This is a genomic window from Variovorax sp. 10L426 (genome assembly GCF_056395305.1).
The window spans coordinates 116,021-136,471 of record NZ_JBFTJF010000003.1 but is presented as its reverse complement, the minus strand read 5'-3'; the positions used below and the strand labels follow the sequence as shown (position 1 = coordinate 136,471).

Annotated in this window: 22 protein-coding genes; 11 read left to right on the top strand and 11 right to left on the bottom strand. The window is 65.7% G+C overall.

The window, feature by feature from the left end:
• Positions 1–76 precede the first annotated feature (76 nt).
• Positions 77–670, top strand: coding sequence for an HD domain-containing protein (locus tag AC1DHL_RS05275; protein WP_478161144.1), 594 nt, complete (start codon positions 77–79; stop codon positions 668–670).
• Positions 671–703: 33 nt separating this feature from the next.
• Positions 704–1,471 carry a class II aldolase/adducin family protein gene (locus AC1DHL_RS05270; RefSeq protein ID WP_478161142.1) on the top strand — a complete coding sequence of 256 codons (768 nt, stop codon included), beginning with the start codon at positions 704–706 and terminating at the stop codon, positions 1,469–1,471.
• A gap of 108 nt (positions 1,472–1,579) precedes the next feature.
• On the opposite strand, the gene AC1DHL_RS05265 is transcribed toward AC1DHL_RS05270, so the two are convergent.
• On the bottom strand, positions 1,580–2,182 hold the full coding sequence (locus AC1DHL_RS05265) for a MarR family winged helix-turn-helix transcriptional regulator (protein WP_478161140.1): 603 nt from the start codon (positions 2,180–2,182) through the stop codon (positions 1,580–1,582).
• A 217-nt stretch (positions 2,183–2,399) separates the two neighbouring features.
• Here AC1DHL_RS05265 and AC1DHL_RS05260 point away from each other — a divergent pair, with 217 nt between their 5' ends.
• The 9 genes from AC1DHL_RS05260 to AC1DHL_RS05220 all read left to right on the top strand — a co-directional run bounded on the left by AC1DHL_RS05260 (position 2,400) and on the right by AC1DHL_RS05220 (position 11,672).
• Positions 2,400–4,727: a xanthine dehydrogenase family protein molybdopterin-binding subunit gene (locus tag AC1DHL_RS05260; RefSeq protein WP_478161138.1), complete on the top strand. Its 2,328-nt coding sequence runs from the start codon at positions 2,400–2,402 to the stop codon at positions 4,725–4,727.
• Positions 4,720–5,658 carry an FAD binding domain-containing protein gene (locus AC1DHL_RS05255; protein ID WP_478161136.1) on the top strand — a complete coding sequence of 313 codons (939 nt, stop codon included), beginning with the start codon at positions 4,720–4,722 and terminating at the stop codon, positions 5,656–5,658. The genes AC1DHL_RS05260 and AC1DHL_RS05255 overlap by 8 nt, the downstream gene beginning before the upstream one ends.
• 3 nt (positions 5,659–5,661) lie before the next feature.
• On the top strand, positions 5,662–6,138 hold the full coding sequence (locus tag AC1DHL_RS05250) for a (2Fe-2S)-binding protein (RefSeq protein ID WP_478161134.1): 477 nt from the start codon (positions 5,662–5,664) through the stop codon (positions 6,136–6,138).
• Entirely contained in the window at positions 6,128–6,940 is an 813-nt protein-coding gene (locus tag AC1DHL_RS05245; RefSeq protein WP_478161132.1) for a CoxG family protein, read from the top strand. The genes AC1DHL_RS05250 and AC1DHL_RS05245 overlap by 11 nt, the downstream gene beginning before the upstream one ends.
• 65 nt (positions 6,941–7,005) lie before the next feature.
• On the top strand, positions 7,006–8,229 hold the full coding sequence (locus AC1DHL_RS05240; protein ID WP_478161130.1) for an ABC transporter substrate-binding protein: 1,224 nt from the start codon (positions 7,006–7,008) through the stop codon (positions 8,227–8,229).
• 15 nt (positions 8,230–8,244) lie between these two features.
• A complete protein-coding gene (locus AC1DHL_RS05235) occupies positions 8,245–9,114 on the top strand; it encodes a branched-chain amino acid ABC transporter permease (protein WP_478101559.1) in 870 nt (289 codons plus the stop codon).
• Complete coding sequence (locus AC1DHL_RS05230) at positions 9,111–10,136, top strand: branched-chain amino acid ABC transporter permease (RefSeq protein ID WP_478161128.1); 1,026 nt, start codon at positions 9,111–9,113, stop codon at positions 10,134–10,136. The genes AC1DHL_RS05235 and AC1DHL_RS05230 overlap by 4 nt, the downstream gene beginning before the upstream one ends.
• Before the next feature lie 80 nt (positions 10,137–10,216).
• Positions 10,217–10,954, top strand: coding sequence for an ABC transporter ATP-binding protein (locus AC1DHL_RS05225; RefSeq protein WP_478101555.1), 738 nt, complete (start codon positions 10,217–10,219; stop codon positions 10,952–10,954).
• Positions 10,941–11,672, top strand: coding sequence for an ABC transporter ATP-binding protein (locus AC1DHL_RS05220; protein WP_478101553.1), 732 nt, complete (start codon positions 10,941–10,943; stop codon positions 11,670–11,672). Before AC1DHL_RS05225 ends, AC1DHL_RS05220 begins: the two co-directional genes overlap by 14 nt.
• Here the strand turns inward: AC1DHL_RS05220 and AC1DHL_RS05215 are convergent.
• From AC1DHL_RS05215 to AC1DHL_RS05170, 10 genes are read right to left on the bottom strand one after another with little or no spacing between them, the layout of a single operon-like run.
• The gene (locus AC1DHL_RS05215; RefSeq protein ID WP_478161126.1) at positions 11,669–12,964 is read right to left on the bottom strand and encodes an MFS transporter; all 1,296 of its coding nucleotides are present in this window, start codon (positions 12,962–12,964) and stop codon (positions 11,669–11,671) included. The two genes, AC1DHL_RS05220 and AC1DHL_RS05215, sit on opposite strands and share 4 nt — an antisense overlap.
• Before the next feature lie 34 nt (positions 12,965–12,998).
• Positions 12,999–14,105 (bottom strand): porin, encoded by a 1,107-nt coding sequence (locus AC1DHL_RS05210; protein WP_478101549.1) that lies wholly within the window; start codon positions 14,103–14,105, stop codon positions 12,999–13,001.
• A gap of 38 nt (positions 14,106–14,143) precedes the next feature.
• Positions 14,144–15,112: a PDR/VanB family oxidoreductase gene (locus tag AC1DHL_RS05205; RefSeq protein WP_478161124.1), complete on the bottom strand. Its 969-nt coding sequence runs from the start codon at positions 15,110–15,112 to the stop codon at positions 14,144–14,146.
• Between the two features lie 29 nt (positions 15,113–15,141).
• Positions 15,142–15,591: a RidA family protein gene (locus AC1DHL_RS05200; RefSeq protein ID WP_478101545.1), complete on the bottom strand. Its 450-nt coding sequence runs from the start codon at positions 15,589–15,591 to the stop codon at positions 15,142–15,144.
• Positions 15,588–16,616 carry a Rieske 2Fe-2S domain-containing protein gene (locus tag AC1DHL_RS05195; protein WP_478161122.1) on the bottom strand — a complete coding sequence of 343 codons (1,029 nt, stop codon included), beginning with the start codon at positions 16,614–16,616 and terminating at the stop codon, positions 15,588–15,590. The genes AC1DHL_RS05200 and AC1DHL_RS05195 overlap by 4 nt, the downstream gene beginning before the upstream one ends.
• A gap of 41 nt (positions 16,617–16,657) precedes the next feature.
• A complete protein-coding gene (locus AC1DHL_RS05190; protein ID WP_478161120.1) occupies positions 16,658–16,888 on the bottom strand; it encodes a recombinase-like helix-turn-helix domain-containing protein in 231 nt (76 codons plus the stop codon).
• 48 nt (positions 16,889–16,936) lie between these two features.
• Entirely contained in the window at positions 16,937–17,272 is a 336-nt protein-coding gene (locus AC1DHL_RS05185; RefSeq protein ID WP_478101539.1) for a hypothetical protein, read from the bottom strand.
• Positions 17,269–18,444 carry an FAD-dependent monooxygenase gene (locus AC1DHL_RS05180; RefSeq protein WP_478161118.1) on the bottom strand — a complete coding sequence of 392 codons (1,176 nt, stop codon included), beginning with the start codon at positions 18,442–18,444 and terminating at the stop codon, positions 17,269–17,271. Before AC1DHL_RS05180 ends, AC1DHL_RS05185 begins: the two co-directional genes overlap by 4 nt.
• 20 nt (positions 18,445–18,464) lie before the next feature.
• A complete protein-coding gene (locus AC1DHL_RS05175) occupies positions 18,465–19,475 on the bottom strand; it encodes a Bug family tripartite tricarboxylate transporter substrate binding protein (protein WP_478161116.1) in 1,011 nt (336 codons plus the stop codon).
• Positions 19,472–20,443: a VOC family protein gene (locus tag AC1DHL_RS05170; protein WP_478161114.1), complete on the bottom strand. Its 972-nt coding sequence runs from the start codon at positions 20,441–20,443 to the stop codon at positions 19,472–19,474. Before AC1DHL_RS05170 ends, AC1DHL_RS05175 begins: the two co-directional genes overlap by 4 nt.
• Between the last annotated feature and the right edge of the window lie 8 nt (positions 20,444–20,451).

The following is a 20,451-nucleotide window of genomic DNA, read 5'->3' as shown; positions in this document are numbered from 1 at the left end:
CGGCAACTGTCAAATTCACGACAGTTTGAAAGCAAGCCGAGGTCTACAGTGCCTCACACCCACAGGAGACCTCACGATGAACGCAAGAGCGAATTTCACCCGCATGCAAGACAGCACGCGGGAAGACTGGCAACTGATCGGCGGCGAGTTCATGCAGTTCGCAGGCGCCCTGCCCGGACGCGTGATCAAGCACCTGCAGATCCTCGAAGGCGATTACGGCGGCTTCCCCATCGACCGCTATTCGCATTCGCTGCAAACCGCCACACGCGCCCTGCGGGATGGCCGCGACGAGGAATACGTGGTGTGCGCGCTGATGCACGACATCGGCGATACGCTCGGGACCTTCAATCATCCGGACATCGCCGCCGCCATCCTCAAGCCCTTCGTGAGCGAGGAGAACCACTGGATGGTGCAGCACCACGGCATCTTCCAGGGCCACTATTTCTTCCATCACATCGGCCTGGATCGCGACATGCGCGAGAACTTCCGCAGCCATCCCCACTTCGAGCGCACCGCCGAATTCTGCGAACTCTATGACAACCCGGCCTTCGACCCGAAGGCCGAGACCTTGCCGATCAGCGAATTCGAGCCGATGCTTCGGCGTGTGATGGCGCAGCCGCGCCAGAGCATCTACAAGTCGGCCGTGGCATCCGAGCCGGCCGCCACCTGATCCTCACCGCCAGATTCCGCCAGGAGACCCACCATGAACGCCACCTCCCCCTCCGAGATCCAGAAGCTTGTCAGCGCCGAAGAATGGCAGTTGCGCGTCGACCTCGCGGCCTGCTACCGGCTGGTCGCGCTGTACGGCTGGAGCGACCTCGTGTTCACGCACATCAGCGCGCGCGTGCCGGGTCCGGAACATCATTTCCTGATCAATCCGTACGGGCTCATGTTCGACGAGATCACGGCCTCGAGCCTGGTCAAGGTCGACCAGAGCTGCAACAAGGTGATCGACTCGCCCTACCCGGTCAATCCGGCGGGCTTCGTGATCCACAGCGCCGTGCATGCGGCGCGCGAAGACATCCAGTGCGTGCTGCACACCCACACGCGGGCCGGCATCGCTGTGAGCGCGCAGAAGAACGGCGTGCTGCCGATCAGCCAGCAATCCACCTTCGTGCTGGCCTCGCTCGCCTATCACGACTACGAAGGCGTCGCCTTCCGCGACGACGAAAAGCCGTGCCTGCAGGCCGACATGGGCGAGGCCAACTTCCTCATGCTGCGCAATCACGGGCTGCTGACGGTGGGCAAGACCATCGCCGATGCCTTCCTCAGCATGTACACCTTCGAGAACACCTGCCAGATCCAGATCGCGGCACAGGCTGGCGGCGGCGAACTCACGCAAGTCGATCCGCGCATCGTCGAAGGCGTGGGCCATGCGATGAAGGTGCAGACCGGCGGAATGGGCGGCGCCTTCGTCTGGCCTTCACTCGTCCGCAAGCTGGACCGCGTCGACCCGTCGTATAAGAACTGACCCCCCAGGCTGCGCGCACTTCGTGTCGCTTCGCCCACCCCCCTCTTCGGGGGGGCGCCGCCGACGGCCCGGGTTCCGTGGCGGCTCCCGATTCCCGTTGCAGGCGAATCAAATGTCTAGGGAAGAAGAATCGGGGGAATCGTCCTCGTGACCTCCTCGTCCTTCTCGCGCCTCTCGGGCCTCTTCCCCCTCTTCCTCCACCCGGCAGTACTCGCGCAGCTTGATGAGCGCGCGGTACATCGCATCCCTCTCTGCCGGCTCGAGCACGCGGATCGCCGCGGCCTGCCGCCTGCGCGCGATCGGAATCGCCTCGGCATGAAGCTTCTTGCCTTCCGGCGTGACGGTGCAGAAAACCTTCTTGCGCGGCGTGTTCCCTTCGGAACTCAGTTGAACCAGTCCTCGGCTCTCGAGCAGTTTGAGGGTTCGGCTGACGAGTGCCTTGTCGGATGTCGACTGGACGACCAGGTCGCTGAACGCCACGGTCTCGGCGTGCGCCACGAGCGCCAGCACGCGCCATTCAGACACTGACAAGCCGAACTGATCGGCATAAGGCAGCGTGATCGTGCGCCTCAAGGCGTTGCCCACCTGACTCATCATCGTCGTGATGAATGCATCCACCGTCAGGGTGGTGCCCGCTTCATCCAGGTGGGTCCAGGGCGTGGGCTTCGCGTCGGTCGAGGCAGCGGAAATGGTCTTGCTTTCGTCTGTCATGTGGCGCGCATTGTGTTCCAAGTCAATGACGCGCAAGCCCGCGCCTCGAAACAATTTTCCGAAATAATTATTGACGTAGTGTCAATTGGTGTTTACGGCAAGTTGATGCATCAACTTGATCCTCGACAATGAGCATTCATTGGTGAATCAGCGTTTCACCAATGAATCACCCTCGCCTTGCAACGTGCAGACGGGCCACTTTCGAGGACTTCAAACCATGCGCAATCCTCCAGATCTTCCGCCCGCCAGCGCTTCGACGCTGGGTACCGACATACCGCAGGTGACGGCGCGGTCCAAGGTATTGGGCCGGGCGATCTACGCGGGCGACCTCAAGGTGGCCGGCATGCTGCATGGCAAGGTGCTTCGCAGCCCCTACCCCCACGCGCGCATCGTTTCCATCGACACGTCTGAAGCGCTGGCGCTGCCGGGCGTGAAGGCTGTGCTCACAGGCGCCGAAGCCCCACGCGCCATGTGGGGCGTGCATCACAAGGAGCGACGCATCCTGGCCGAAGGCGTGGTGCGCTTTGCCGGCGAAGAAGTCGCAGCCGTTGCAGCGACGACCGAGGAGATCGCCCGCGATGCGCTGGACCTGATCCGCGTCGAGTACGAAGAGCTCCCCGCGATCCTCACGCCCGAAGAGGCGATGGATGAGGAAGCGCCCGGCGTGCATCCGGGCCGCGACAACGTCGCGCACGAGATCCGCTTCGAGCGCGGCGACATCGAAGCCGGCTTTGCCGCGGCGCACGTGATCCACGAAGCCACCTACGACACGCATGCCCAATACCCCGGCTACCTCGAGCCGATGGGCACCGTCGCCAGCATCGACCCGGACGGACGCCTCGTGGTGTGGACCTCGACGCAATCCGTCACCCAGGCCCGGCTGCGCTTGGCCGCCGCGCTGGAACGGCCCATCTCCAGCATCCGCGTGATCCAGGCAACCACCGGCGGTGGCTTCGGCGGAAAGATGGTGGAAGACGCCAACAACCTCGTCGCCGGATTGCTCGCCGTGAAGACAGGCAAGCCGGTGCGGGTGGTCAACAACCGGCTCGAAGACTTCCTCGCGGCCTGCTCCAGCGTGCCGGAGCGCATCACGCTCAAGCTGGGCATGGACCGCGACGGACGGATCGTCGCCAAGGACGTGCGCATCGTCGCCGAATGCGGTGCCTACAGCGGACTCTCCGGCGAAGTGATGCACGTGACCGCCATGCGCAGCGACAACATGCATCGCAACCCCAACGTTCGATCGCACGCCACGCTGGTCTACACGAACAACCCGCCGCACGGCGCCTTCCGCGGATTTGGCGGTACACAGATGCAGTTCGCGCTCAACAGCCACATCCACACGATGGCCGGCATGCTGGGCCTGGACCCGGTTGAGATTCACAAGCGCAACGCCATTGGCGCCGGCGAAGTGTCCGTCCACGGATGGCACATCGGCAGCACCGGCCTCGTCGAGTGCATCGACCAGGCCACCGAAGCGATCGGCTGGGAAGCCAGGCGCGCGGCGCCGAAATCGCACGGCGTGAAGCGCCGCGGTGTCGGCATGGCCGCGGCGATGCACGTCAGCGGCAACCGCACCATCGGCAACTGGGACGGCTCCACCGTCGTCGTCAAGATCAACGAGGACGGCCGCGTCTTCATCATGAGCGGCGAATGCGACATGGGCCAGGGCGCGATGACCATGCTGAGCCAGGTGGTCGCGCACGAGTTGGACCTGCCCCTCGCCCACATGTACGTGGTGCCGCCGGACACCGACACCTCGCCCATCGCCATCGGCTCACTCGCTTCGCGCGTGACCATCGCGGCCGGCAACGCTGCCATCGTGGCGGCCCGCATGGCGCGCGACAAGCTCTTCGCGCTCGCTTCCAAGAAGTGGGACGTGCCCGTCGAACAGCTCAAGATGGCCGGCGGTGCCGTGTTCGTCGCCGATGCGCCCGAGCGCCGCGCGTCGATTGCCGAACTCGCGAAGCTCCACATCTGGACCCATGGCGGCGAAGGCATCCAGGTCAGCGGCACCTGGGACGCCAAGACCGTCATGCACGACGACAAGGTCTACGGCAACATCGCGCCGGCCTATTCGTTCGCCGCTCAAGCGGTGGAAGTGGAAGTCGACACCGAGACCGGCCAGGTCACCGTGCTCGACAGCTACGTCGCCGACGACTGCGGCAAGGCGCTCAACCCCATCGCCATCCACGGCCAGACGAACGGCGCGACGGTGCAGGCCATCGGCTGGACGCTGTACGAGCAGATGCAGCTCGACGGCGGTCGCCTGATGAACGGCAACTTCGCCGACTACACGATGGCCACCGCAGACGCCGTGCCGCTGCTGCGCGGCGGCTTCGTCGAATCGAACGACCCGAACGGCCCCTACGGTGCCAAAGGCGCGAGCGAGACGGCCATCCTCCCCGGCGCGCCGGCCATCGCGAATGCGGTCTACGACGCTGTCGGCGTGCGCATCACCGACCTGCCGATCACTCCCGAAAAGATCCTCGCGGGGCTGCGCGAGCTGAACGCAAAGGACGCAAAGGAGATCAGCCATGCGTGATTTCGACTACCTCGAACCAACCACCATCGACGAGGCCAGCCGCATGCTCGCCGACCTCGGCGACGACTGCCGCGCCATTGCCGGCGGCACCGCACTGATGCTCGGCATGCGCCAGCGCATGCTGACGCCGACGCACCTCGTCTCGCTCGCCCGCCTGGAGCAGCTTCGCGGCATCGACTTCGACGAGCGGCACGGCTTGCGCATCGGCGCCCTGTCGCGCCATGCGGACGTGGCGAATTCGCCCGTCGTGCGCACGCACTACCCGGTGCTCGCAAGCATGGCGTCGCGCGTCGCGAATCCGCAAGTGCGCAACCAGGGCACGATCGGCGGCAACCTCTGCTATGCCGATCCGTCCACCGATCCGCCGGGCTGCCTGATGGCGCTCGACGCCAAGGTCGTACTGGGCGGTGCGCGCGGCGAGCGCGTGCTGAGCATCGAGGAATTCCTCGTCGACTACTACGTGACGGCGCTGGAGCCCGACGAGATGGTGGTCGAGATCCGCGTACCACCGCTCGCGGCCGGCACCTCCGGCGTGTATTCGCGCTTCCTGCGCACGGCAGCGGAGCATCGGCCGCTTGCCAGCGTCGCATTCATCGCACGGCGCGAAGGTGCGCTGTGCCGCGAGGCACGGCTCGCCGTCGGTGCATCGACGCCCATCCCGACGCGGCTTCGGCGTGCAGAAGCCTTCCTCGAAGGCCGTACGGTCACCGCCGACATCGCGGCCGAAGTGGCCGACATCGTCGCCGCCGACATCGAACCGGTGTCGGACACGCGCGGCTCGGCGGACTTCCGCCGCGACATGGTGCGGGTCGTCGCGCGCCGCACCGTCGCCGAACTGTTCGGCATCGATATCCATGAAGGGGCCATCCATGAGCGCCGCGCCGGGCCGCCCCAAGCAAGCTCGCACCGCAGTGCGCAGCACGGAGGTTAACTTATGAGCCAGCACCGCATCGAATGCATCGTCAACGGCGAGCCCTGCAGCGTCGACGTGCCCGCACGCCGCCTGCTGTCCGACTTCCTGCGCGATGACCTGCACCTCACCGGCACCAAGCGCGGCTGCGAAACCGGAATCTGCGGCGCCTGCTCGGTGCTGGTCGACGGCGAGGTCGTCAAGTCCTGCCTGATGCTGGCCGTGCAGGTTCAGGGACGCGAGATCAGCACCGTCGAGGGTCTCGGCAAGGGCGACGAGCTGCACCCGCTGCAGGAGAGCTTCATGCAATGCGGCGGCCTGCAATGCGGCTACTGCACACCGGGTTTTCTCATGACCTCGTGCGCCATGCTGAAGAACAACCCCGACCCGACCGTCGACGAAGTGCGCCATGGCCTCAACGGCAATCTCTGCCGCTGTACGGGCTACACGCAGATCGTCGAATCCATCCTGACTGCCGCGGAGAAGATGCGTGGAAATTGAAAAGACACTGACCGTCGCGGCACCGCCGCAACGCGTATGGGCCCTGCTGCTCGACCCGCAAGTGATGGGCGGCTGCGTGCCGGGCATGAAGTCCATCGAGGTCGTGAGCGACGTCGAGTACGTGGCGCTCATGCACGTGAAGATCGCGTTCATCAACGCCAAGTTCAAGCTGCGCACCACCATCGTTGAGCAGCGCGCGCCGAGCTACCTGCGCGCCGAAGGCACGGGGGAGGATGCGTCGGTCGCAAGTTCGCTGAAGCAGCAGAGCGAGATCTTCCTCACGCCCACGGCCGAGGGTGGCACTGAACTGCGCATCAAGGTTCAGGTCGACGTGCTGGGCCGCCTGGGCACCTTCGGCCTCAGCGTGATGAAGACCAAGGCCGATCGCATGTGGGAGGAATTCGGCACCAACCTCGTTGCGCGGATCGATGGCGGCGTCTTGCCCGCTCCGGCGCCAACAGCAGCACACGCGCCTGCACCTGCGCCCGCTCCTGTGGCGGCCAAGACACCCGCCCCAGCGATGGCGCCCGCCACTCAGGCTGCCCGTCCTGCCCCCGCGCCGGCCCCCGTTGTCGCGACCGCACCCGTGATCGCAGCCCCCGCCGATGCAGCCGACAGTCGCAACGATTCCACCTGGTGGTCCCGCCTGATCGGCAGCAAACCCGGCCGTTCGGCAAGCCTTGCCGGCTCCGGTCGCTTCATCCGCATCGAGGTGCGCCAACTCGACAAGACGATCAACGTCGACTGGCCGCTCGAAGGTGCCGACCAGTGCCAGGCCTGGCTGCGCGCCCTCCTGAAGTGAAACGTCGGCCAGCAACCGTCAGCCCCACCCCCTCTCCCTCAACCCCAGCCCAAAGAAAGCCCCACATGACTGCTCCCCTCTTCACCCGCAGAAAAGTCGTCCAGTTGACGGCCGCCACAGCCGCCGTGGGCGCGCTGCCGATTCTTTCGGCACGCGCCGCGACGCCCACCAAGGTCGGCGTGCTGCTCCCGACCAGCGGCGTCTACGCGTCGTCCGGACAGGCTGCGCGCAAGGGGATCGAGTTCGGCGCGCTCATCAACAAGGAGCAAGGCGGCCCGGAACTCGAACTGATGTTCGCCGACACCGAATCCAAGCCGGAGAACGGCCGCGTCGCCGCCGAGAAGCTCATCCGCGCAGGCTGCTCCGTGCTCATCGGTGCATGGGACACGGGTGCCACGATCTCGGCCGCGCAAGCTGCCGAAGCCGCCAAGGTGCCGCTGGTGATCAACATCGGCTCGGCGCCGCAGATCACCGAGCAGGGCTTCACGCAGGTCTTCCGCAACTTCACGCCCGTCACCTCGTTGATCGACAACGCCGTGGTGCGCATCAAGGAACTCGCCGCCTCCTCGGCCAAGCCGCCGAAGACGGCCGTGTTGCTCTACGTGAACGACACCTACGGGCAGGCCGCGCTGGCGGGTGTCTCCGCGCTGTGGGACAAGCAGAACGTGCCGATCAAGATCGTCGACAAGATCGGCTATGACGTCAAAGCCAAGGACCTGTCGGTCGAAGTCGCCAAGGCCAAGGCGAGCGGCGCGGACCTGCTGCTGCCGCTCACGCGCGTGAACGACGCGATCATGATCGTGCGCGAAGCAGTGAAGCAAAGCTTCAACCCGATGGCCATCATCGGCCCGGGCAGCGCCGGTCCCTACGAGCGCGCGTTCACCGACGCAGTCGGCAAGTACGGCGACGACTACATGATCTGCGTGCCCTGGTACAACCCGCAGAACCCGCGCGCCAAGGCGCTGGTCGAGCGCTACGAGCGCACCGAGAAGGGCCAGCGCTTCGAACTCAACGTGGGCTTCTCCTTCGAGGCGGTCGAGATCGTCGCCGATGCGGTCAAGCGCGCGAAGTCCTCCGACCCGGCCGCCCTGCACGCGGCGCTCAAGACGACGAACATCACCGACCACGTCATGTACGGCGGCCCGATCGTGTTCAACGAGAAGGGCCAGAACCCCAACATCGGGGTCGTGATGCTGCAGAACCGCAATGGCGCGCCGATCGTGGTCGGTCCGAAGGACGTCGCGGTGGCCACGCCGAACTTCCCGATGCGGCCCTTCGACCAGCGCTGATCCGCGGCCAGCCCCATGTTCGACCTCTACGCAAACGTCGTGGCCGGCGGCGTGCTCATCGGCCTCATCTACGCGCTCGTCGCGCTGGGGCTGACCATCATGTTCGGCGTGATGAAGATCGTCAATTTCGCGCACGGCGAAATGGTGGTCATCGGCATGTACCTCGGCTATGCGCTGTGGACTGCCTTCGCGCTGCCGCCGTGGGTCGCGATGCCGATCGCGGCCGTTGCGATGTTCGGCCTGGGCTATCTGCTGCAGGCCACCTTCGTGAATCGCTTCATCCGCAGGCCGCACCATGTGCAGTTCATCCTGTTCATCGGGCTGGCCTTTGTCATCACCGGCATCCACCTGATCGTCTTCGGTCCCGATACGCGCAGCATCAGTTCACCCGCGAACTTCGAAGTGGTGTCGCTCGGCGCGCTGCGGCTCGACATGGTCCGGCTGCAGGGCGGCGTCGCCGCATTGCTGCTGATCGTGCTGCTGCTCGCGTACCTGCGCTTCTCGCTGACCGGCGCATCGATCCGCGCTGCGGCGGACAACCAGGTCGGCGCACAAGCCATCGGCCTCCGGGTCAAGCATGTGTACGCGGTCACCGCAGGCATCGGCCTCGCATGCGCCGGTGCCGCGGGCGCGCTCGTCGCGCCGATCTTCGACGTGCAGCCCACGCTTGCGCAGGGCTTCACGATGGTCGCCTTCGTGACGGTCATCATCGGCGGCCTCGGCAGCCTGGTGGGGGCGCTGGTCGGCGGCATTCTCATCGGCGTGTCGGAGAGTCTGGCCGCCCTGCTCATCAACCCGGCCATGAAATCCATGATCTCGTACGGACTGCTCATCGTGATGCTGCTGGTCCGACCCGAAGGGCTGTTCGGCGGGAGGCGTCGATGAATCGCTGGCATTTCCAGGCGCTGCTGCCCACGGCGCTGTGCTTTGTCGCGCTCGCGCTGCTTCCGCTGGCGGTGGGCGAGTCATACCTGTCACTCCTGACGCTCGTGCTGATGTGCGCGTTCTTCGGCCAGGCGTGGAACCTCATGATGGGCTTCGTCGGCCAGTTGTCGCTGGGGCACGCGCTCTATGCGGGCATCGGCGCCTATTCGGCGGCCGTGGCCATCGGCACTTTCGGCGTATCGCCTTGGCTGGGCATCCTCGTGGGTGTCATGCTGAGCGCCGCAGCCGGCGCCATCGTCGCGTGGCTCGGCTTCCGCTTCGCGGTGCGCGGCATCTACTTCACGCTGCTGACCATCGCCTTCGCGGAAATGGGCCGGATGCTGTTCGAGAACTGGAGCTTCGTCGGCGGCAACGGCGGGTACTTTCTCAAGACCGTGGGCGCGGGCCATCCGCTGCTCACGCTGCGCGGCGGCACCACCTTCTATTACTTCGCCTTCCTGGTGCTGTGCGGCCTCGCGCTGGCGCTGTGCACCGCGCTGACGCGCTCGCGCCTGGGCTATCTCTGGCGTGCGATCCGTGAAGACGAAGACGCCGCGCGCGCCATCGGCGTGCCGGCCCTTCGACTGAAGATCGTCGCGGTCATGATCAGCGCGGCCATGACCAGCGTGGGCGGCTCCTTCTACGCCTTGTTCAACGGCAGCCTGTTCCCGGAAACCATCATGGGCATGCATTTCTCGATCGAGATGATCGTCGCGCCGATCCTCGGCGGCCTGGGCACGCTGCTGGGTCCCATCCTGGGCGCCCTGTTCGTGATTCCGGTGACGGAGTTCTCGAACCAACTGGCGCAGAGCATGAACATCTTCGGCTTCAACACGCTGATCTACGGCGTGCTGGTGCTGGTTGTCATCGGCTTCCTGCCGAACGGCATGTCGCCGGCGATTGCCTCGCTGGTGCGGCGCTGGAGCGGCCGCGATGCACGCGGTGCGAAGACAGCGGCAGCACCCGCGGAGGCCACGCGATGAGCGCAGTACCGGGCCGCCCCAAGCAAGCTCGCGCCCCCTCGGGGCAGCGAGGACACGAAGTGCCGAGCGTGGGGGCTGCAATGAACAACGCACTCCTGAGCGTGCGCGGCCTCACCAAGCGCTTCACCGGGCTGACTGCCGTCAACGATGTCAGCTTCGATGTCCAGCCTGGCGCCATCGTCGGCCTGATCGGGCCGAACGGCGCCGGAAAGACCACCTGCTTCAGCATGATCGCGGGCGCGCAGACGCCCACCACCGGCTCCGTCCTCTTCGAAGGCCAGCCGCTCACCGGACTGCCTCCGGAACAGGTTTGCCGACGCGGCGTCGCGCGCACATTCCAGGTCGTGCGTCCGCTGCTCGAGATGACGGTGCTGGAGAACGCCACGGTCGGCGCGCTCCTGCACGCGACCCATCTGCAGGAAGCCCGCGAAGTCGCCGCGCAAACCCTGCGGCGCGTGGGCCTCGGGCACAAGCTCGATGTGCTCGCCGTGCACCTCACGCTGCCGGATCGCAAGATGCTCGAACTCGCGAAGGCCCTCGCCACGCAGCCCAAGCTCCTGTTGCTCGACGAAGTGATGGCCGGGCTGCGCCCGAGCGAAGCGAACGCCGTCATCGACGTGCTGCGCGAACTCAACGCGGGCGGCCTGACGATCATGCTGGTCGAGCATGTGATGCGCATCCTCATGTCGGTGGCAAGCCACGTCGTGGTGCTCCACCACGGCGAACTGGTCACGCAAGGCGCACCCCAGGAAGTCACGCAGGATCCGCGTGTCATTGAAAGCTATCTCGGACGAAAGGCCCAGCGTGAACACCACTAGCAGCCCCGCTCCCCTGCTCGAAGTCACGGACCTGCAGGCCTTCTACGGCGAGGCCCAGGCGCTCAGCGGGGTCAGCTTTCATATCCTGCCCGGCGAGATCGTCTCCATCGTCGGCGCCAACGGCGCGGGCAAGACGACGCTGATCCGCGCGATTGCCGGTATGACGCCGGTGCGCTCGGGCAGCATCCGCTTCAACGGGCGCGAGATCGCCGGTTCATCGAGCCCCGTGGTCTGCGAGCTGGGCATCGCCCAGGTGCCGGAAGGACGGCAGATCTTCCCCAGCCTGTCGGTGGAAGAGAACCTCCGCCTCGGCGCCGTGCTCCGTCGTGCGCGGGCGGACAAGGTCCGCAACTTCGAGCGCGTCTACGCCAGCTTTCCGAAGCTCGCCGAGCGACGCACCCAGAGCGCCGGAACGCTCTCGGGCGGCGAGCAGCAGATGCTCGCCATCGGCCGCGCGCTCATGGCCAATCCTTCACTGATCATGTTCGACGAGCCTTCGCTCGGTCTTTCTCCGGCGCTGACGGGCCAGATGTTCGACGTCGTCGCGTCGCTGCACCAGAGCGGCCTGAGCGTGGTCCTGGTGGAGCAGAACGTCGTCGAGTCGCTCGAACTCTGCCAGCGCGCCTACGTGCTCGAGAACGGCTCGATGACGCTCGAAGGGACGGGCGCCGAACTGCTCGAAGACGATCGGGTCCGGCGCGCCTATCTCGGGCTCTAGGCTGGCGTAGCCCTCACCCCGGACACCGTCACGTGGCGCTCTCTCAGCCAAAGGATGAAGCCGCAGATGAACACGATCGCCTGCGTGCCGATCAGCAAGGAGAAGCCCGCGAAGAACCCCGAGGCCGCGCCGCCGGAGGCGCCCTGCCCTGCGCTGACTGCGCTGATCACGCCACCCATGACCGCCGGCATGAAGCCCGCGACCAGACTGCCCGTGCCGTTGACGACGCCGAATGCGCTCGCGACGTGTTCCGGACGAGAGCAGTACTGCACGGTGCTCGGAATGGCCGGGCTGGCGAGACCCCAGCAGAAGTTGGCAGCGATGAGCGCATAGGCCGCCCAGTAGCGATCCTGCGCATTGATGGCCAGCAGCACCGCCAGCGCAACGCCGAGGCTCGCCCCCATGAAGATGAAGGGCACGCGCCGACGCTCGATCTTGTCGATGATCACGCCGCCCACCATCACCGCGACCACGGTGGCGTACTGCGGCAACGATGCGAGCCAGCCCATCTCGCGGAGCGAGAATCCGCGCGCCTCCTTCAAGTAGGTCGGCAGCCAGTTGCTGCTGCCCCAGAGATAGGCCAGCGTCGCCGAAGTCAGCACGGTGATCAGCACCAGGTAGCGCGTGTGCAGCGCACCCTTCACGATGTCGCCCACTTTCGTCATGGCCTCGCCGAACGAAGCCGGCTTGCGCATGTCCGCGTAGGAGGCCGGCATGCGCACGAAGGCGATCACCAGCGGAATGCCGAGCGCGATGTTCAGCAAGCCCAGCACATAGAAGGACACTTCCCAGTGGAAGCTGGCGAGCAGCAACCCGATCATCGGATAGCCGAGCGCCAGTCCGAGGCCGGTGCCCATGTTGACGAAGGAATTGGGCTTGCCGTTCTCATGCGACTCGAAATGCGCCTTGATGTACGACGAAGCCAGCGAGAACAGCGGCCCTTCCGACACCCCGAGCAGGATGCGGGACGCCAGCAGCATGCCATAGCCGTTGAACCAGGGCGTGATGAAGGTGACCACGCCCCACAGCAGCAATCCGAACACCAGGCTCTTTCGAACCCCGAAGAGTGCCGCACAGAACGGCGTCAGCACGAACGCCGAAATGCCGTAACCGACCATGAAGGCGGTTGCCAGCAGTCCCTGGCTCACCCGGTCGCTTTTCGCGATCCCGACGTGATCCAGGAATCCGGCGTCGGTGATCAGGACCGCGATGTTGATCCGGTCGATGTAGGAGATGGCGACGATCACGAACAACGTGATGACGCCGTACCAACGAAACTGTCTGGCTTGCATTGCTTTGCTCCTTGGGTGGACTTGTTCGCCCGCGCTAGAACGCGTGGCGCATTCCGAATTCGGTGCCGGTCGACGCATGGTTCGGCGAGGTCATCACGCCACCGAGCGCCTGCGCCGCGCCGTTGCTGTTGGTCAGTCGCGCGACCGTCGCGTAGACCGCGCTGCGCTTCGACAGGTTGTAGATGTAGCCCAGAGCGATCTTCGAAGAGGTCGGGTCGGGCAAGTTGCCGGCGAGCTCGCGCTTGTAGCGTCCGTACGAGGCCTTGATCTCGCTGGCGCCGATCGGCAGGATGAAGCCCACGAGCGCGCCCTTGCCGTCCACGGAACCTTGCGATTCGTCGTAGTACTCGCCCATGAGCTTCAGGCTCATCAGCGACTCGAAGGTGTACCACGCACCCACGTTCGTCACGCGCAAGTCACCAATGGCGTTCTTGGTCTTGCCGGTAGACAGAGCGATGTTGAACGGACCGTTGAGGTAGCCCACGCGGACGCCGGCGTAGTCGCCATCGTCTTTCGTGGACAGCGGCACGGGGCCCGGCAGGACCGCATCCGAATTGTTCTCGCCCATCGCATACATCACCTGGCCGTAGAAGCCGGCAAGGTTGGGGGGCAGGAAATAGCCCACGCTGTTGGACGCACGCGTGCCGGTCGGCGAGCTGAGGCCGCCCAGGCTCGAGAAGTAGATCTGGTTGGCGCCGATTCCGCTGCCCGTTCCGAACGGGTCGAAGAGCGCGGTGTTCCAGAAGGTAGGCGTGTAGTCGCGGCCCGCGCGCACTTCGCCGAAGGGGCCGGAAATGCTGACCGTGGAACGGCGGTTGAAGGTCAGGCCGCCGGGCTGCGTGTTGCCGCTGGCCTGGTTGTTGGTGTTGGTGGAATAGCCGCTGCCGGTGTCGTTCATCAGGCCGGCTTCGAGCCAGAAGCCCGCCGCATAGCCGCCACCCAGGTCTTCGGTGCCCCGGAAGCCGAGGCGGCTGAAGGTGTTCGCGCTGTTCGTCAGTTGCCATTTGCTGGTCGAGACCGGGCCTGAACCGGTGGTGTAGGTCACCGCAGCGTCGACCACGCCGAACAAGGTCACGCTCGATTGCGCGCAGGCCCAGGACGCGACCGTGCACGCGGCCACGGCCACAATTTTCTTCTTCATGAGTTTTTCTAGGGAGTTGAGGAAAACTGGCAGGTCGATCAGATGTCGAGGACAAGCGGCCCGCGCTTGCAACCCGAGACACAAATCATCATGGTCTTGTTCGACGCGCGTTCCAGCTTGGTGAGGATGCCGTCGTGGTGGTCGATCTCTCCCGAGATGACCTTCGTTTCGCAGGCGCCGCAAACACCTTCCTTGCAGCTGTGGTCGGGGTTCAGGCCGGCATCGATCAGGCTGTCGAGGATGGACTTGCCCGGTGGCACTTCGACCGTCTTGCCGCTCTTCGCGCACTCGACCAGGTAGGTTTGCGTTGCGCTGGGCGCTTCGACGTGCACCGCGGCAAAGCGTTCGATGTGCGCGTTCGGGTAGCCGAGCTTCTCGCAGGTTTTCTCGAAACCGTCGAGCATGGGCGTGGGGCCGCAGCAGTAGTAGTGGCTGTCGGCGCCCTTGCCGCCCAGCAGCGCCGCGAGATCCGGCGGTCCGCCCTTCTCTTCGTCGAAGTGCCAGGTGAGTTGCACGCCCTTTTCGGCCGCCAGTGCGCCGATGGCTTCGCAGAAGGCCGCCTCCTTGCGGGTGCGTGCGCAGTAGAGCAGCTCGACCGGCTTGCCGATCGCCACCAGGCGCTGCAGCATGCACCAGATGGGCGTCACGCCGATGCCGCCGGCCACCAGCACCGAACGCTCGGCGCCCTCTTCCAGCTTGAAGTTGTTGCGCGGCACCGAGATCGGCAGCGTCATGCCCACGCGCAACTGCTGGTGCACGTAGCGCGAACCGCCACGGCTCTTGCGGTCGTTGAGCACGCCGACCACATAGCGCTGGCGGTCGCTCGAAGGGTTGCACAGCGAATAGCTGCGCACCAGCCCGTTGGGCAGGTGAAGGTCGATGTGGGAGCCGGCCTCGAAAGCGGGGAAATCCACCTCCGGCGAGGCCGGGCGGAATTCGACACTGACGATGCCGTCGGCTTCGTAGCGCATCGTGTGCACCAGGGCGTTCAGCGTGGGGGATGACATGGCGGGAACCTCGGGAGAAACGATTCGATTCAGTGGGCCGTGCGCAGGTCGACATCGAGCCGCGCGAATGCGTCGATCTCGACGCGGAGTTCAGGAAACACGAGCGCCTGCACCGCCACCAGGGTGGAGGCCGGGTAAGACGCTCCGGGCGCCTGCGCGAAGAACTCTCGTCGCGCACGTCCGACTTCGTCCTTGTCCGCGATGTCGGTCACGTACACGACGAGCTTGACGATGTTGTGCACGCCGCCGCCAGCCGCTTCCAGCAATGCCTGGATCTTGCGCAGCACCACGAGCGTCTGCTCGTAGGCGCCCAGCGGCGCGCCTGCCTGTGCGGCATCGCGTGTCGCGGGATGCGCGGTCTGTCCGGACAGCACCACCTCTTGCCCGACGACCAGTGCGTTGGACCAGGTGGCGTGCGGCAGATCGGGCACCGCTTCGCAAGCGACGCGACGGACCGGCATGGCGGCTTGGGTTGTCATGCTTCCTGCGTGCCTTCGAGCTGCTGCTGCGCCAGGCCGCGCAGGTGGCGACGCAGGCGGACGATGCCAAGGTCGTGCTGGTAGAGCTGCTCGTGCTGGTTGGCATCGGGCTCCATGTTCTCGATCAGCACGCGGTCCTGTTCGAGCACGTGCCAGTGACGCGCTTCCAGGCGGTTCTTGTAGAGGAAGCGCCAGGTGTCGCGCTCCCAGCCCTTTGCCAGCTTGCGCACGCGCCAGTGGAAAGCGCACGACAGCGTCGGCGAAATCGGCGTGTAGCTGCCGATGATGATGAAGTTGCCGCCGGGGCCGCCGGTCTTCGGGTACGGAATCTCCAGGCGCATCCAGTGCATACCGGTATCAGCCCACTCGGTCCAGTCGAAGTTGACGTTGCGCTGGCCTTCCTTCTCGAACACGAAGCCGGTGTCGGTCTGGCGGATGCCGAACTTGGCGGTCGAATCGCCCTCGGCCATCGAGTGCGACTGCTTGTGCAGGAAGGTGCCGTGCATCGGGTCCATCACGTTGTCCAGCACGTAGCGGTAGTCGCCCTTCCACTCCGCGTAGCAGAGGAAGGACGAGTATTCGTCGTCATTGGTTAGCTGCTCGGGCAGCACCAGCGGCGGCGGCGTCTCGACCGACTCCTTGCCGTTGTAGAGCCAGACGGCGCCGGCCTTCTCTTCCACGTGGAAGAAGCGCGTGGCCTGCGAGCCTTCGAGCTTGCAGCCGGGGCTGCCGGGCACCTTCGTGACCACGCCGTCGCAGCGCACTTCGACGCCGTGGTAGGGGCACGACAGGCGGTCGCCGAGGATCACACCCTGCGACAGCGGTGCGCCGCGGTGCGGGCAGCGGTCTTCCAGCGCGTGCAGCTTGCCGGCGTGATCGCGCCAGAAGGCGAACTTGCGGCCGAGGCGGCGCAGCGAGACTGGCGATTCCTTGATGAAGGACGACGGGCAGATCGGATACCAGAGATCCTTGAGTCCGACTTCGAGCAGTTGGTCGACCGGGTCACCGTGGATGGTGGTTGTCATGATGGTTCCTCTTGAAGGGAAGAAAGTGAGTTCGTGACGAATCAGACGCCCAGGGCGGCGATCTCTTCGCGGTAGATGGCTTCGGTCCAGAGTTGCCCGCTGGGGCTACTCAGGCCGCTGCCGTTGAGCGCTTCCACAAGGCCCGCCAGATCGTGGATGCCTGCCGCGTAGGCCCGCTCGATCGCATCGCCGAGCAGGTCTTCATAGGTGGTGGGGGTACGTGTGCGCGCTTGGTGCGGTTCGAGGTTACGGTCAGTCATGGTTCGCTCCATCGGGGTGGGTTGGACGTGCGGAAAAAACAGAAGGCGATCGGTGCGGCCTCACTGGCCGCCGTTGCGTACGCGCTCGCGAATGCGTTCGCGCACCGGAACGAAGTCGTAGGTCGCATAGCACTCGGTGCTGAACACGCCCCACGCACGACGTTCGAGTTCGAGGTTCACCAGCGGCAGCTTCTCGGGTGGCAGCTCCAGGGTGAGGATCTGGCCCAGGCCCATCGCCACCGTCCACGAAACGACCCGCGTGCCCTCGGGCGGGAAAGACTCCCACCAGTCGCTGGACTTCATGCGCGACTGCACGTCGTCCAGCGTGAGGCCGGGGTGGTGCTTCATCACGATCGTGAGAAGCAGGTTCGGCGAAGCGACGGGCGTGGTGCTCATTGCGTGCTCGCGCTTGCAGTTGCAGTTGCGGTCTGGGCCGCCACGGGCACGGCCCAGGCGTCGTAGGCGTAGACCCAGTCGGCATTGCCGCCTTCGCGCAACCAGTTGTTGCCGCGCGAGCCGAGCTGGATCTTGCTGGCGCGCTCGATGCGGGCCTCTTCGTAGCGCTTGAGCGCCTTGGGCGCGTCGCCGGCTGCGATGCCTTCGAGATGACGCGCAAGCACCACGGCGTCTTCAATGGCCATCCCGGCGCCCTGCGCCATGAAAGGCAGCATCGGGTGCGCCGCGTCGCCAAGCAGCACCATGCGGCCGGAAGCCCAGGCCGTCATCGGATCGCGTTCGTACAGCGCGGTCTTGAGCACCGTGTCGCAGGCGTCGAGCAGCGCGCGTGCATCGGGGTGATAGGCCACGTATTGCTCGCGCAGTTCATCGACGCTGCCGGGCGCGGTCCACGATTCGAGGTGCCAGGTATCTTGCGGCGTGGTCGCGAAAATGAAGATGTCCTTGCCGCGATTGAGCGGGAAGGTCACGATCTGGCTCTCCGGATTCGGACCCCACCACTTGGTGAAGGCGCCCAGGTTCGGCACAGCGGACACGCGCTCGGCCGGCACCACGGCGCGATAGGCAACGATGCCCGTGAAGCGCGGGCTTTCGGCGCCGAACATTGCGGTGCGCACTGCCGAGTGGATGCCGTCCGCGCCGATCAGCACACCGACGCGCACGCTGGTGCCATCTTCGAAGCTCAGGCTCACGCCCTTGTCGTCGGGGACGATCGACTTGGCGCGCTTGCCCAGCGCGACGCATTCGGCCGGCACCATGTCGGCCAGCGCGGCCAGCAGGTCTGCACGGTGAATGGTGAGTTGCGGCGCGCCATAGCGCTGCTCTGCCGAGTCGGCCATTTCGAGGCGCGAGGTTTCCTCGCCCGTGTCGTAGGTCCGGCTGATGCGGTGCGATGGACGCGCCGCCGTCACGCGGGCTGCCTCGCCCACGCCGAGGCCGTCGAGTGCGCGCACTGCGTTGGGCGTCAGGTTGATGTCGGCACCGACGCGGGCGAATTCCTTCGCCTGCTCGAACACGATCACGTCGTGCCCCGCGCGGCGCAGCGCGATGGCGGCAACCAGCCCGCCGATGCCGGCACCGACGATGCCGATGGTGGATTCGTTCGTTGTCACGTAAGTCTCCTGTTCCTGCTTTAATCGGCGACGATGTTCCGGGCCTTGATGATCTTGGCCCACACCGCCGACTCTTCGCGCATCGCGGCAGCGAACTCGGCCGGCTTCATCGCAGCGCTGGTCATGCCCTGCGTCTGCAGGCGTTCGCGCACTTCGGGCGTGGCCAGGATCTCGGCCGCATCCTTCGCGAGCTGGTCGACGATGGCTTGCGGTGTGCCGGCCGGCGCGAGCAGGCCATACCACGAGGTCACGTTCACGCCCTGGATGCCCTGCTCCGCCAGCGTCGGGATCTCGGGCGCAACCGGCGTGCGCTTGGCTTCGGTGACGCCGAGCGCAACCAGCTTGCCGCTCTTGATGAAAGGCAGCGTCGCGGGCAGGTTGCTGAACATCAGCGGCACCACGCCGCCGAGCACGTCGTTGAGCGCCGGCCCCGTGCCCTTGTATGGCACGTGCAGCAGATCGACGCCACCCTGCTGCTTGAACAGTTCGCCCGCGAGATGAAGGCCGCTGCCCACGCCCGGCGACGCGTACGACAGTGTGTTCGGCTTGGCCTTCGCCATCGCGATGAGGTCCTTCGCGCTCTTGATGCCCGATGCCGGCGAGGCCACCAGCACGTTCGGCGCCTTGGCCAACATCGTGACGGGCACGAAGTCCTTCTCGATGTTGAACGGGAAGTTCGGCATCAGGGTCGGGTTGATCGTGAGATTGCCCGCCGGCACGACCAGCAGCGTGTGGCCGTCGCCCTTGGCACGCTTGACCTTGTCCATCCCGATATTGCCGGCCGCGCCTGCATCGTTCTCCACCACTGCAGCCTGGCCATAGCGCTTGCCGAGGCCCTCCGACAGCATGCGCGCCAGCGTATCGACCGGACCACCGGGCGGGAAAGGCGAAATGATCGTGAAGCGATTGCTGGCGAGTTGCTTCTGTGCATCGCTCTGCGCATAGGCCGACGTGACGGCGGCGATGGACAGGAGCGCCGTGCCAAAGACACGAACGAGCGAGTTGCGGCGATTCATGGTGAGCGTGTTCATTTTTTTTCGGTCAGGAACTTGCCTTGGGGGCCTTCAACGTTCTTCTGACGACGCGTATTGCCGTCCAACCCGCCATCCACGGCCCATTCGGCGAACACCGTCGGACCCGGTTCGAACTCGCGCGGTTGCCACTCGGCAGTGAGTTGGTCTTCGTCGGCGTAGTACTCGATCAGCCCACCGGCCGGGTTCTTGAAGTACCAGAAGTACGCCGACGACACCGGATGCCGGCCCGGGCCCAATTGCGTTTCCCAGCCCTTGCGCGAGAAGTGCAGGCCACCGCCGAACACTTCGTGGATGTCGCGCACGGTGAAGGCCACGTGGTTGATCCCGCGCTTGCCCGAAGGAAGTTGCAGCAGGAAGAGATCGTGGTGGCCGCCGCTGGGTGCGCAGCGCATGAACGAACCCCGGTTGGGATAGCTGTCCGACGCGACGAAGCCGAAACGGTCGCTGTAGAAAGCGCTCGTCGCCTTCACGTCGCTGACGAAGAACACCACGTGGCCGACTTCGATCGGCGTTCCACGCTCATAGACCGGCGCCGCCTGGTTGATGCGCGGCTTGGCGTTCCAGGTGTTCATGGCGCCGCAGTCGATGTCGATGGAGTGCTTGCGGCTGACCTGCAGGCGCACGGCCAGGCCGTTGGGGTCGGTGCAGCCGATGCGACGTCCGCCATCGACAACGCTGTCGACGAAGCCGGCATCCTTGGCGATCGCAGCGGCATAGCGGTCGAGGTCCGCGTCGCTCTCGACGCCCCAGACCACTTCGCGCAGGGTCGGTCCTTCTTCGATGGCCGGCGGCAGGCCGGGCTTGTCCAGCGCGGCGACGATGACGCGGCACCCGTTCAGGCACTCGAAGACGAGTTCGTCGACTGCCTCGGACTTCAGGGTCAGGCCCCAGTCCTGGAAGAAGGTGCGGCAGGTGGCGAGGTCGTCCGCGCCGTAGGTGATTTGGTCGATGCCCAGTACGCTCATTTCAATTT